This window comes from Streptomyces iconiensis, from assembly GCF_028657195.3.
Taxonomy (GTDB): Bacteria; Actinomycetota; Actinomycetes; order Streptomycetales; family Streptomycetaceae; genus Streptomyces; species Streptomyces iconiensis.
Window position 1 is genome coordinate 42,717 of sequence record NZ_JANCPR020000004.1, and the last position, 12,672, is coordinate 55,388.

The window sequence follows — 12,672 nt, forward strand, 5'->3', positions numbered from 1 at the left end:
AGAGAGCCTCCACCTTGGTGACGAGACGGTTGCCGAGCGCGTGGTCACCGGTCCGATCGGTGAGCGTCCGCACCCCGGGGGTCATACGGCGCCTGGCCGGGCGACCTCCGCGTCGGGCTGGGCGACCTCGACGTTGTGCCGGGCGACCTCAACATGACGGCCGGAAGACGTCGGTCACGGCTGTCTCCTTCGCTCGGCTGGACGTCAGGGGGATCGAGCAGAGTGGTCGACTCCGTTGCCGCATGCCTTGGCCCGTCGCCACGTGTGAGAGGAGTACACAGCCAACCGAGCGGAGTCAGCCAGGAGTGGAAGGCATGAAAGAGTCAGCAGGTTGGGACCGGCTCTTCGTAGATTCCTACAAGGCTCGGTCAGGCCCGTGGCCATGGCCAACTCTTAGCCCGGGCTTTCCGCTTCTTCCCGTCCTTCCGCTCCTTTCGTTCTTTCCGCTCCTTCCGCCTACTCCCGCTTCTCCCGCCTCCTTCCTTTCCTTTCCGTCACGTTGGGCACAACGTTGTGTGCCGGATGGCCGACGGCGTGCCGGGTCAGCGGGAGGGCGTACCGCTGGGCAACCGGGACAGCGACTCAACTCCGCGGGTGAGAAGGCGGGTTGCGGCACGCGGTAGATGGCCGTTGGCCGATCGCCGATGCGGGCGCGTACGCCGTGGGACCCGAGTACCGCGCGGATCGCCTCGTCACACCAGTACGGTGCGGGGTCGGCGAGGTTGTGGGCGCCCGGTGGCCAGGCAGCGGTGGCCAGTCGGCGGTGGCCAGGGAGCCGTCCGTCAGGTTCTCGACAGCCGTCAGGCTCAACAGGACATCGCGCCCCGGCAACAGCGGCGCGACGGCGGGACGCGGACCAGTTCGCCGAGACCCGTCCCAGCACCTCCGGCGCCCCCTCGGCGTGGGCCGAACCGGACGTTCACGGCAACGGAATCCGGCCCGACTTCCGTGGGGTAGGGGAAGGGAGGTTACGGGTGGCGCCCTGTGAGGCCCACCAACTGGTCCAGGAGCGGGGCATCGGCGGGTACTTCGACGGTGGGTCCCCACAGGCCCTCGACGGGAGCTTTCGGGACGAACTCGACGACGTGGTCGAAGCAGGCTCGAAGCGTTTCGTGGGGGAGGGCGAAGGGCTGATCGGTGGCCCTGGCCATGTCCCAGCCGTGCACCACCATCTCGGTCAGCGCGATCTTGCCCCACAGTTCGTTCGCCAGTTCAACGCCGGGGCCGTCCGTCCTGCCGACCCATGCCCCCGGCTCACTCCAGGCGTCGCCGAGCACCCGCACGCTCGTGGCCACCCTCTCCCGCCACTGGTCGCCGGGGCCCATGGTGGCTGCGGATTCAGCGGCGGGAACGGATTCGGTGACGGGTGCGGGAACGGATTCAGCGGAGGCCGTGGACTCTGTGCCTCCGCCTCCGCCTTCCCCTTCGCCGGAATCCCCGCGGGCGATCGCGGCGAGTCCCCGAGCGGCCTCCTCGAAATGGGCTATGAGGTCACGAACGGTGTATTCGCTGCAGGGAGTGGGTTTGGTGAGCTGTTCGTCGCCCACGCTCGCCAGCAGGCCGATCATCTGGCGACAGGCAGGCTTCAGGTCGATCACGAGTTCTCCTCGTTCGCGCGGTTCGCTCATCCAGAACAGACGACCGGCGGACCCAAAACTCATCGGTCCACCCCCGCGCGAGCCCGGCCCTTCGGCCGGCAACCGCTGAAGCGGCACGGCCCCACGACTCGTGAGCCACACGCTTCGGGCGCGAGGAAGCGCTCGCTCAAAGCCCCGCAGCCGGGCGCCTTGAGGGCGAAGACAGTAACGAAGACAGCAGGGGCGCGCGGGGCCGCTACTTGCCCTGACCTGCCTTCTTCTTCAGCCGCCGCCGCTGCCGCGGCGTGACCTCGTTCCGGCCGGACTGCCGCAGGTAGGCGTCCTTGCGCTGATCGTTGTCCACGTTCGTCCCCTGAATCTCGTCGACGGTGAAAACGGCTCTTCCGCAGCCATCAGGTGTAGGGCAAGCAGGAGATGCCCCATCAGCTGGTCGTCCATCGCGCGATGGGCCATCGGGCGGGCGGGTATCAGGTGATGCTGCTGGTGCTGCCGACGAAGAGAACCTGGGCGAGTTGCGCGTCCAAGGACTGCCGGATCTTGTCGATCAGGCTGCCCTGGGTAGCCTCGCCGACGATTTCCACGACGCAGCGTGCCTCGTGCGCGGCCTTCCTCTTGTTGGCGCCCGCGCGCTGGGCGAGGCGGTCGAGGAACTCGTCGGGATCCATGCGGATGCCGGTGTCAGGCTGGTCCGGGGCGGTGGCGACCCGCCGCAGGTGCTCGCCGATCTCGGGTGGCAGCTGGGCCGCCAAGTTGTCGGCCAGAGAGGCGGGGATGCGCTCGGCCAGGGTCTCCAGAGTGGCGCGGGTGGCGCCCTCGGCGGCGCCGCGGCTGTCCAGGCGAGCTCGTGCCTGTACCTGTCCGATGAAGGTGTCGTGGTCCATGGTTCCTCGTCCGATCCTTCGGGGCTTCCTCGTCCCGTCCTCGGGACTTTGAACGTTCATGTGTCGGGGTCGGTGGCGCTGATGTCGCCCGGCGCGGAACCGAGGCGGCCCGCGGCCATCACTTCCCGCACCGTCTGCGCCATCGCGGAACCTCCTGATGATCGAGCGGGTGGCAGCTGTCGATCCGGTGCCAGCTTCGTTCCGGTGCCCGCTGCCGAGTGAGTCGGTGACAGCGGCGACGGGACTCAGCGCTGCCGTCGACTTGCCGCCGACCGCCGACCGCCGACCGCCGACCGCCGGTCGTCGCCGCACGCCGATGACGACCTGTTCAAGTCTTCTTCGCGGCGACCAGCGCCGCATCCTGAAGGGGCCTGGAGAGGGCTGAGGGACCTGGAGGGACCTGGAGGGAAACGGTCCGCTGGGCCCGGCAGTGCCGGCACAGACCCGTGGGCCGGCTCTCCTCCTCGCCGGTGCCGGGCGGCTCGGTGTGGGGCGGGGGGCCAGGGCCGTGGTGGGGCCGGGGCAGCGGAAGGCGCCATGGCGTACAGCCAGACGGGTGGGAGCCAGTGGCCCCAGCGTTACGGAGGTCGGCCGGGGGTGCGGGGGGTAATTCCGCGGAGCCCGCAGAGTGCATCGCGGCCATCGGGCCGGGTGACAGCGGCGCAGTGCTGGGGCCGTCCGGTCCGCCTGATCCGTACGGTCCGCCTGGGCCTACCCCTGCTCCCGGTCGAGGTCGTTCAGCTGGGCCAGGAACCAGTCGCCGGCCACCGTGGCAACCTCCTCCAACGCGCCCGGTTCCTCGAACAGGTGCGAGGCGCCCGGCACCACGTGCAGCCGGTGGGAGTCAGGCAGTTTCCGGGCGGCTTCCTGATTGAGACCGATCACCATCTCGTCGTTGCCGCCGACGATGAGCAGCACGGGAGCCTCAACCCGTTCCAGCGCTTCGTCCGCCAGATCCGGCCGTCCGCCACGGGAGACCACAGCGAACACCCGCTCGGGCCGCTCGGCTGCTGCCACCAGCGCAGCGGCGGCCCCCGTGCTGGCCCCGAACAGGCCCACCGGAAGGCCCCTCGTCTCGGGATGGTCCGCCAGCCAGTCGATGGCGCTCACCAGGCGTTGGGCCAGCAAGCCGATGTCGAAACGGTGCCGGCCCGTGGCGGCGTCCTCGCGCTCCTCGGGTTCGCTGAGCAGGTCCAGCAGCAGGGTGCCCAGTTCCTTCTCGTGCAGCGCTTCGGCTACCGCCCGGTTACGGGGGCTGTACCGGGAACTGCCGCTACCGTGCGCGAACAACACCACCGCCGGTACAGGACCGGGCACCACCAGATCGCCCGCCAGCGTCGCATGGTCTGTGTGCATCACCATCTCGGAGATCATCGGCCTCATCTCCCACGGATCCGTGGAGTGGGTTCGCCAACGGGTACCCGCCGCGATCGCGCGTACGCGCCGAAGATCCCACAGCGGAACGGGCCCGGCGACCCGAGCCAGCCCGTTCCGCTCGGCAGGCCCGACGAGGGGAGTCGGGGCTCACGACGACCCTTGTACCGACCACCCTTCCCTGCGGCTGGCGGCTGGCGGCTGGCGGCTGGCGGGCGGCTCCTGGCTCGCGGCCCGTACGCCCCCTCCCGAACGAACTCGCGGCTCACGGCGGCCCCACGCCGGATCGCTTCCGCCCCGGTGCCCGCACGTTGTGCACACCGTGCACAGCGCGTGGTTGCTGCGGCTGCGGTCCTGTGCTGGACGCGTGCCCATGTACGCGACGACGCGGGGCGGCGGGCCGGTGGCGGCAACCCGGGGCGGGTTCGGTGGCGACACCCGGCGGCACCCCGGCGGTAGGCCGGAACGCGGGACAGCGGTAGGCCGGAACGCGGGGCGGGGACGGCCAGCTCGGCGGGGGGGGGGTGTGTCAGGTCCGCGGGGCGTCAGTGGGGCGCGGCGGGGTGGACGACGGGGGCCGGGCGTCGGGTGTCTCTTGCCTCTCCAGCAGCGGTAGCCACACCTCGTCCACGATCTCGACGATCGCCTCGTCCGACACGGAGCGCCTCGTCACCAGCATGTCGTGGCGCAACAGGTCGAACGGCAGGTTCACCACGCGGGACGAGCGCGGTACGTCGGGCAGTTCACCGCGTTCGACCGCGCGCGCGACGACGATCTCGAAGGCGGTCGGCTGGCCCGGCGGCAGGAGGGATTCGCGCAGCTCGCTGAAGCTGGTACCGGTGGCCCGAAAGTAGTCGGCCAGTTGCACGCTCATCATCGTGATCATGTGCGTACGGCCTGCGTAGGCGTTGCGCAGGAAGCCGATCGCGTCGCCGCGCAGGCTGCCGGTCTCAGGCACCGTGATCGGCTGCCAGAACTTGGTGAGCGTGGCCATCAACAGGTCCTCGCGCCGTGGCCAACGCCGATAGAGCACCGGGCGACTCGTGCGGGCGCGGGCGGCGATCGCCTCGTAGGTGAAGCCGGGGTACCCGTGCTCGACCAGCACGTTCCACGCGGCATCGAGTATCGCGTTCTCCAGCGCGGGGCCACGCCGACGGGTCGCGCCGCCCCCGCCGTTCGCGCCGCCCCCGCCACCGCCACCGGCACGACGGCCCGCAGCCTGCGGCCCGTCCGTTCCGGTCTTCCCGTCCGGCCCGTCCCCCGTCCTGTCGGGCCCGTCCGGCCCGGTCTCACCGGCCGTTTCGCGCTCATCCGCTGGCCGTCCGTGCTTGCGATCCATTTGTGTATCTTATCGCGACGGCTTACGGTGTCCGCTATTAGATACGCCACCGTATCTAAGTGCTGGCGTCCGCTGCCCTCTCGCCGGCCGGGCCAAAGTGCGCGCGCACCGCCGTCGTTGAGATGCCGGCGGGCAACCTCCAGCCCGTCCTCGCCCCTCCCACCGCGCGCCAGCAGCCAAAGACCGGCACGAAACCCGAAGACCGCGAACCGCCAAGCGCGGACTGCTAACCGCCAACCGCGAACCGCGAACCGAAGAAACCGCAACTCGCCAACCGAAGAAACCGAAACCCGACAACCGAAGAGCCTCACAGGAGTAGTCACTGATGTTCGATGTCGTCATCGTCGGCGGTGGACCCACCGGCCTCTTTCTCGCCACCGAGCTGCGTCTCGCCGGGGCCCGGCCTCTGGTGCTGGAACAACGGTCGGAACCCGACCTGGCAGACAAGGCGCACGGCCTCGTCGGGCAGGTCGTACGGCTGCTGGACCACCGTGGTCTCTTCGAACGCTGCGGGGGCCGGGGAGCGCCCGAACCCGCGCCCGGGGTCTTCTACGGCGGGATGCCGATGCCGCTGCACGCGCTCGGCCAGGAGAACCCGATGTACCTTCTGCCGGTCAACCAGCGCGACCTGGAACGCGTACTCAGCGAGCGGGCTGCCGAACTCGGCGCGGAGGTCCGGCGCGGCTGGGACGTGCTGTCCTTCGCCCAGACCGCCGACGGGGACGGTGACGGCCGGGTCGAGGTCGTGGCACGCGACCCGGACGGCAACGAGACGGTGTTCACGACCCGGTATCTCGTCGGCTGCGACGGCGGTCGCAGCCTGGTACGCAAGCAGGCGGGAATCGCCTTCCCCGGCACCAGCGACGACCATGTCGTCGACCGGTCGGCACTGATCGGGCCGAGTGACCGCTTCCGCTTCAAGCCCGGCGGGCGCGTCGTGATCGACGGTGTCGGTGAGATACCGGCGATGTTCCACCGCACCGACGGTGGCGTTTTCACGCTCCTCGCACACGACCCGGAACGGCCGCTGATCAACACGGCTGAATGGGAAGAGAATCCGGCGGGCAGCCACCCCGGACCGGGTACGCCGATGACGCTGGCCGAGATGGAGGACAGCGTCGAACGGGTTCTCGGAGTGCGCCTTCCTCTGACCCCGCCGCCCGAGGGTGCGCCCACGCTGCTCCGCCGCCTGTCAGGCCGCAACTTCCGGGCCGCTGACCGCTATCGCGAGGGCCGGGTCTTCATCGCGGGCGACGCCGCACACGTGAGCCACGGGCCGACCCTGAACACGGCGCTGCAGGACGCGGCCAACCTCGCCTGGAAACTCGCCGCGGCCGTGCAGGGATGGGCCTCGGAAGAACTCCTGGAAAGCTACGGGACCGAACGCCGCGCTGCCGGCGAGCGCGTACTCATGCATACGCGGGCCGGGTCAGCGCTGCTGGCGCCGGGCGACGATGTCACGGCCCTGCGCCGGCTCTTCGCGGAGTTCCTGGGCCACACGGAGAACGTGCGCATGGTCGCCGCCACGATGGCGGGCGCCGATGTGCGCTACGACATGGGCGAGGAGCACCCTGCCGCGCCCACCGGTTGGTTCGTGCCGCCCCTGAACGTCACCACCGACGACGGACAGCCCCGGCGCCTCGCCGAACTCCTGCACGACGCACGCCCGTTGCTCCTCGACCTCACCGGCGGCAACGACGTCGCCGCCACAGCGGAGCCCTGGACCGACCGGGTGCACCACGTACGCGCCAACGCCGACGCAGCCCCGGCACCCGCGCTCCTCATCCGGCCCGACGGCTACGTCGCCTGGGCGGGCGCCGACCCCGACAGCCTGAAAGCAGCCCTCACCCGCTGGTTCACCCCCAGCTGAGCCCTCCGCCCCGACGGAAGACACCGACGGAAGACACCGACGGAAGGCAACCGCCACCGGCTTGCCCACCTCGCCCGCCTCGCCCTTGACCCATGAGCAAGGGGCTCGCGGGCGAGGTGGGCACGGGCTTTCTCCGGAGTCTCGCGGGCAGGCAGCGGGCCGCTACAGGTTGGGCTGGTCGGCTGCCGTGACGGTGCCGGTTCGCTGGGGGGCGGGGGTGGTTCGGGAGGTGCGGGACGTCCATAGGGCTGCCGCGCACAGAACGGCCGCCAGGACGGGGACCGCTGTCGCGATCAGGAGGCCGCGGCCGGACACGGCGAAGGCAAGGAGGATGCCCGCGGCGCTCGGGCCGACGATCGACCCGAGCCGGCCGAATGCCGCGGCCCAGCCGATGCCCGTCGTGCGGGTCGCGGCGGGATAGAGCGAGACGGCGAGGGCGAGTTGGCCGATCATGCCGGCGGTGATGCCGGCTCCCGCCACACCGAGCACGAGCAGCAGTGCGCTCTTGCCCAGGTCCGCCGTGGCGGCGGTGAGGCATGCGGCTGCGCCGATCGTCGGCAGGATCACCAAGGCGGGTGCGATGCCGATACGGCCTGCCAGCGTCATCAGCACCACGCCTCCGACGACGCCACCGATGCTGGACCAGGCCGTACCCAACGGTGCCTCTGTGGGGGAGAAACCGAAGTCGCCGAGGGCCGTCGGCAGCCACGCCTGCAGCGTGTAGGTGGCGAGGAAGACCAGGAAGGAGAACAGCCAGATCAACACCGTACTGACGCGCGTCCCCGCGGCGAGCAACTGGCTGACGCGGGAGTCCGCCGGCTCGGCAGTGCCCTGTCCGGACGGTGCGGCGGTGGGGACGACCCGCACCATCAGGAGGGCGACGACCAGTGGCAGGCCCCCTGCCAGCCAGAACATACCGTCCACGCCGAGCCGTTGGATCAGTTCGCCGCCGACGAACCCGCCGACCGTCGCACCCGATGCGAGGCCCAACGTGACCAGGACCGACACCAGTTCGCGGCGGCGCTCGGCGCTGTGCGCCGCGGCCAGCGACACCGCGGCGGGCAGTACGGCGCCGAGGCCGAGCCCGCTGATGAACCGGGCCGCTGTGAGGGCGGAAGGCGATTCCCATGGCACGACCACCGCCGTCAGCAGCGTACTCGCGGCGAACAGCAGCACTCCGCTGAGCAGCACCCGCCGCTGTCCGAAGCGTGCGCACAGGCTGCCCGAGGCGAGATAGCCCACCACTACGCCCGCGTTGGTCAGCGCCAGCGGGACGGTGAAGGCCGCGGGATCCATTCCCCATTCCTTGGCCACACTGGGCACAGCGATTCCCAGGGCCGAGGTGTCGAACCCGTCGAGCAGGACGGCCGCGAACGACAACGCGACCACACCCCAGCGCACCCCGTGGGACGGAGCGGCGGTGTCTTTGCCTTCTGCCGCGTATTCGGTCACGAGGCCGCGCACCTGTTCACGAGCGTGATGCCTTTCACGAGCACAGCCCTTTCCCTCGCACGGCGCCCTTCATGGGAATTACGCCTTTCACGCGAATCATGGGAATTGCGCCTTTCACGCGAAAACCGTGGACTCGGCTGCGGCGAAAAGGGAGGACCCGGGTTCGGCGAAGGCGGTGGCCGAGGCGACATGGTCGGTGTCCTGCATCTCCACGACCACGGGGGAGGATCCGGCATCCTCGACCGCCTTGGCGAGCGAGCGCCCCTGGTCGGCGAAGAAGTTTCCGTCCTGACCCTTCTTGTTGGGCTCCGGTACGCCGTAGGAGATGACGACCCGCTGGGGACACCGGGTCACCCGGCGCGCGGGGCTCATCCCGGCGGCGTCAGGGCCGAGATCGGCCGGGGTGCTCATGCACACCACCCCGGCCACGGGCACCTTTGGCGCTGTCGGCCAGTCCGTCATGGTCACCATGGCGGCGAGATGGCCCCCGGCCGAATGCCCCGCGACCACGACCCGTTCCGGATCGCCGCCGTAGCGTGCCGCCACGTCCTGGGACCATGTGACGGCCAGCGCCGCGTCATGGACGGCGTCGGCGATGGTGTGCCGCGGTTCCAGCCGGTATCCGCAGGAGATGAACACCGCACCGGCGCGCACCCACGGCAACGCGAGATGGTCGTAGAAGGCCGGGTGCCCCTCTCGCCACCGTCCGCCGTGGAAATACACGATGACCGGACTTCCCTGCGCCTTCTCGGGAAAGTAGACGTTGGCGAGATGGCTGGGATCGGGGCCGTATTTCTCGTCCGCGTGAGGAATGAGCGCACGCACCTCGTCCCGGCGCGCCAGGGCCGCCTCGTAGAACCCCTTCCAGTCCGGGTGGTAGTCCTCCGGGTGCCGACAGGTGAAGAACTCGTCGGAGGCGATCGGACGCGCGGCGTGATGCGGCACTGTTCAGGGGTTCCTTCCGAGAAATGTCCTATGGGGAGCGGCAGCGGGTTGGCGAGTTGGGTGGGGCAATCCTGATCCCGGGAGCCATGCGTGACCAATACTGATTGCCCCGCCCGCTATACCCGTTCCGGTATAAGGGCTGGCAGTGCGCCTCTCTTGGCGGGCTACGCGATCGGGTGCGCAGCGGAAGAAGCCCCGCTTCCTTGCCTGCCGGGCCGTCAACCACCGGCCGGGTGCGCCAGATCGGAGCGCCGTCGTTGTCAGACCCGTGCGGCAGGCTTGGTCCATGCGAACGCTCTTCAACGGTGAAGTGAACGTGGATTACGGGCAGCTCTACGTGTGCGGTGACGAGGCCGGCCACACCCTCGACGACTCGTTCGCCGGGCAGCGGGCCGGGCTGTGCGGCGGCGCGGCGCCGGGCCAGCTGTTTCTGCTGACCGGAATGCACACCGGCTCCGTACCGTTCACCGTCGAACTGCACGAGACCGAGCCGCCCTTGGAGGCGGACGCCTGGGAGGACATCGTCGAGGTGTCGTTCCGGCCCGTTTCGGACGAGGCGGCGCTCGTGGAGTGGGGCGGTGGCCTGTACCCGCTTCCGCTCCCCGGGACCTCGTATCGGGTCCGGTACCACTGCCGGGGCATGGACGAGGCGCACAACGCGATACGGGAGGCGGGCGAACCCGTGCTGGACGCGTATCTGCTGCGCCTCTGGCCGGGCCCGCACGCGCCGGACCGCGTGGTCAAGGAGACGAGCCGGTCCGCCGCCTACTGGCACGGGTTCGCGCGCGAGCAGCCCCCGGGCCCCACCCCGGACGAGCGGGCTGCGGCCGAGCGTCAGGCCGCTGAGGAGGCGGAGCGCGCCGCGCTGCGACGGGAGCAGGACGCATGGGGCGGACGCCTGCCCAGCGACCGGCTGCGGGGCGCCGGGAAGAAGTTGAGGGGGTTCAAGGTCCATCCGAAGGGTCTCGTGGGCCTTGATGCGGCACTCGTGCACGCGATCGACGCCGCGGGCCCCGAAGAGCAGCGCGCGCTCGCCCGCTGGGCGGCGCACCGCGCCTGCGCGAGAGCGGGGCTCAGCGGGATCGAGTGGGTGGCGCGGGGTCTCGCGGAGCTGGACGGCGGCGAGCCGTACTCGCCGCCGCTGGATGACCCGCGAGGCTTGCGGGACGCCGCGTTCTGCGACGACCGCGTGCGAAGGTCCGACGACGGAACCCCCGACCTGCCCCAGGTCGCCGCCTTCGCCGCACTCTTCGACGCCGCCGCCCCCGACCCCCTCCAGGCAGCACTGGACGCGCTCCTCGCCGCCGCGGTCACCCACGACAGCGACTGGCCCCGCCTCTTCGCTGAGGCCCGCCACGCCTTCCCCGCGGTGGCCGTCACCCCGGAGACGGCCACCGGTCCAGGGGCGAGGGGAGAGGAGGACGGCAACTAGCGCCGGCGCGCCTTCACCAGCCGTAGCTGCTCCCACGGCCACCGGACCCCTTGCCCTTCCCCTGTCCGAAGACGCGTCTGCCGCCTCCCCTCACAGGGGAAGCAGTAGTCGGTCCGCAGCTGATCGGGGAATGTCCGGCAATACACTCTGTGCGTACCAAATGCGCGCAATTCCGGCCATGGAGTCGAGATGACTGAACAGACACCGTCGCAGGCAGAAGGCGAACGGGAAGAGGACGCCGCCGCCGTCCCGGAGGGGGAGGGGAGCGAGTCCGGGCAGCGCGGAACCGTTGCCGAATCCCCTCGTACGACGCCCTCGCAGGCGGAGGGCGAGCGCGACGACGCCGACACCGATACGTGAGGGTCGGTGCTGTCGGTGCTGTCGGCGGGCCTGGTCCGGGGGCTATTCGTTGGGGCTGGACGCGCTGACCTGGCCGAGCGCGGAGTCCGGGTCGCGTTCGATGGCGAGGTCGCCCAGGGAGAGGATGCCGATGGGCTCGTCGTTCTCGACCACCGGCAGTCGGCGTACGGCCTTGCGCCGCACCAGCGTAAGAGCGCGGTCGACGTCGTCGTCGGGGCCGACGGCCAGCAGCTCTTCGCTGCAGGCATCGCCGACGGGGCGGTCGGTGACGGCTCCGCCGTCGGCGAGGATCCGCACGACCAGGTCCCTGTCGGTCACCAGCCCCTTCAACTGCCCGTCCTCGACCACGAGTACGGCACCGACGTCGTCGCTGCGCATCCGCTGCGCGACATCGACCACAGGAGTCTCGGGAGCGACCGTCACCGGTGCCGGGGTCATCAGGTCACGTACCTGCTGGGGCATCGTCCGTACTCCTTGGTCTCAGAGCGTCTGAAGCCGCGTAGGGGCAGCGGCAGCACCCCGTACACGCCGGTCCCTCCAACCTGAGCGCTCCCGCCCACCCCGGCCACTCAGGAGAGCCAACCGGTGAGCCGGCGGCCCTGCGGCACGGTGGTCACGTGATCCCCGCGGCCCTTGGTTGCGGCGCGCCCGCCGGGCCCGGTACATCGACGGCGAACAGGACGAGCGAGGCGTCCCCACGCGCGGCTGGCGCTCCCCTGTCACCGACCCGGTGCTTGTCCGGACGGTGAAGGCGGCGCGGGCGCGGGCGACGGTGCGGGGGATGGTCAGGTGGCGGTCGTTCGGGGCGTGTCGAGGGGGGAGTGGGGGCGGTTCAGGATGCCGTCGACGATCCTCATCAGCCGGTCCCCCGTCTGATCGATGCTTCCGTTGTGCGTGCTGACCTGCGCGCCTTCGAGTACGAAGGTGATCTCGGCCGCGGCCTGTTCGGGGTCGGGCAGCCCGGCGTCGGTGCACATGCCGACGAGCCTGCGGGTCTGGTGTGCCTTGTGCTTCTCGATCACCTGCCGGGCGGGATGGGAGCGGTCGGGCAGCTCGGCGAGGGAGTTGATGAACGGGCAGCCCCGGTGTGAGATCGCCGGCAATCCCTCGGCGATGAAGCGGGCCAGCCCCATGATCTGTTCCCTGGGCCGGTCGGGGTGTTCGGTCTCGACCCGGTCGAAGGCCGCCTGGTAGTCGGCGGCGACGATCCGGAGCCACTCCGCGACCAGCGCGTCCTTGGTTTCGAAGTGCCGGTAGATCGCCATTTTGGTGGTCTCGGCCCTCTCGGCGATCGCCTGGACGCTCACCCGCCGGATCCCCTCGCTCTGGAAGAGCTGTTCCGCGGCGTCGAGGACGCGCTCACGGGGCGGCAGTTTCGCCACCCTGCTCGGCCTTCTGGCGGTCGATGTCATGACTGCTCC

General features: G+C 70.5%; 11 protein-coding genes. 3 read left to right on the top strand and 8 right to left on the bottom strand.

Features of this window, described 5'->3' with window-relative positions; genetic code table 11:
• Window positions 1-968: 968 nt before the first annotated feature.
• The 4 genes from NMN56_RS04685 to NMN56_RS04700 form a co-directional block, all read right to left on the bottom strand.
• Complete coding sequence (locus tag NMN56_RS04685; protein ID WP_283742477.1) at window positions 969-1,598, bottom strand: TIGR03086 family metal-binding protein; 630 nt, start codon at window positions 1,596-1,598, stop codon at window positions 969-971.
• A 467-nt stretch (window positions 1,599-2,065) separates the two neighbouring features.
• On the bottom strand, window positions 2,066-2,479 hold the full coding sequence (locus NMN56_RS04690) for a DUF2267 domain-containing protein (RefSeq protein WP_274039364.1): 414 nt from the start codon (window positions 2,477-2,479) through the stop codon (window positions 2,066-2,068).
• Between the two features lie 711 nt (window positions 2,480-3,190).
• Entirely contained in the window at window positions 3,191-3,853 is a 663-nt protein-coding gene (locus tag NMN56_RS04695; protein WP_274039093.1) for a dienelactone hydrolase family protein, read from the bottom strand.
• A 529-nt stretch (window positions 3,854-4,382) separates the two neighbouring features.
• Complete coding sequence (locus tag NMN56_RS04700; protein WP_274039094.1) at window positions 4,383-5,192, bottom strand: TetR/AcrR family transcriptional regulator; 810 nt, start codon at window positions 5,190-5,192, stop codon at window positions 4,383-4,385.
• Window positions 5,193-5,517: 325 nt separating this feature from the next.
• Between NMN56_RS04700 and NMN56_RS04705 the strand changes: the two genes are divergently transcribed.
• Complete coding sequence (locus tag NMN56_RS04705) at window positions 5,518-7,062, top strand: FAD-dependent monooxygenase (protein ID WP_274039095.1); 1,545 nt, start codon at window positions 5,518-5,520, stop codon at window positions 7,060-7,062.
• A 162-nt stretch (window positions 7,063-7,224) separates the two neighbouring features.
• Here NMN56_RS04705 and NMN56_RS04710 read toward each other — a convergent pair whose 3' ends face one another.
• Together NMN56_RS04710 and NMN56_RS04715 are read right to left on the bottom strand one after the other, a co-directional pair.
• Complete coding sequence (locus tag NMN56_RS04710; RefSeq protein WP_274039096.1) at window positions 7,225-8,514, bottom strand: MFS transporter; 1,290 nt, start codon at window positions 8,512-8,514, stop codon at window positions 7,225-7,227.
• A gap of 114 nt (window positions 8,515-8,628) precedes the next feature.
• A complete protein-coding gene (locus NMN56_RS04715; RefSeq protein ID WP_274039097.1) occupies window positions 8,629-9,459 on the bottom strand; it encodes an alpha/beta hydrolase in 831 nt (276 codons plus the stop codon).
• A gap of 286 nt (window positions 9,460-9,745) precedes the next feature.
• Here NMN56_RS04715 and NMN56_RS04720 point away from each other — a divergent pair, with 286 nt between their 5' ends.
• Both NMN56_RS04720 and NMN56_RS04725 read left to right on the top strand, forming a co-directional pair.
• Window positions 9,746-10,891 carry a hypothetical protein gene (locus NMN56_RS04720; RefSeq protein WP_274039098.1) on the top strand — a complete coding sequence of 382 codons (1,146 nt, stop codon included), beginning with the start codon at window positions 9,746-9,748 and terminating at the stop codon, window positions 10,889-10,891.
• Between the two features lie 189 nt (window positions 10,892-11,080).
• A complete protein-coding gene (locus NMN56_RS04725; RefSeq protein ID WP_274039099.1) occupies window positions 11,081-11,251 on the top strand; it encodes a hypothetical protein in 171 nt (56 codons plus the stop codon).
• Window positions 11,252-11,293: 42 nt separating this feature from the next.
• On the opposite strand, the gene NMN56_RS04730 is transcribed toward NMN56_RS04725, so the two are convergent.
• Complete coding sequence (locus tag NMN56_RS04730) at window positions 11,294-11,713, bottom strand: CBS domain-containing protein (RefSeq protein ID WP_274039100.1); 420 nt, start codon at window positions 11,711-11,713, stop codon at window positions 11,294-11,296.
• 323 nt (window positions 11,714-12,036) lie between these two features.
• Window positions 12,037-12,663, bottom strand: coding sequence for a TetR/AcrR family transcriptional regulator (locus tag NMN56_RS04735; protein WP_274039101.1), 627 nt, complete (start codon window positions 12,661-12,663; stop codon window positions 12,037-12,039).
• Window positions 12,664-12,672: the final 9 nt, after the last annotated feature.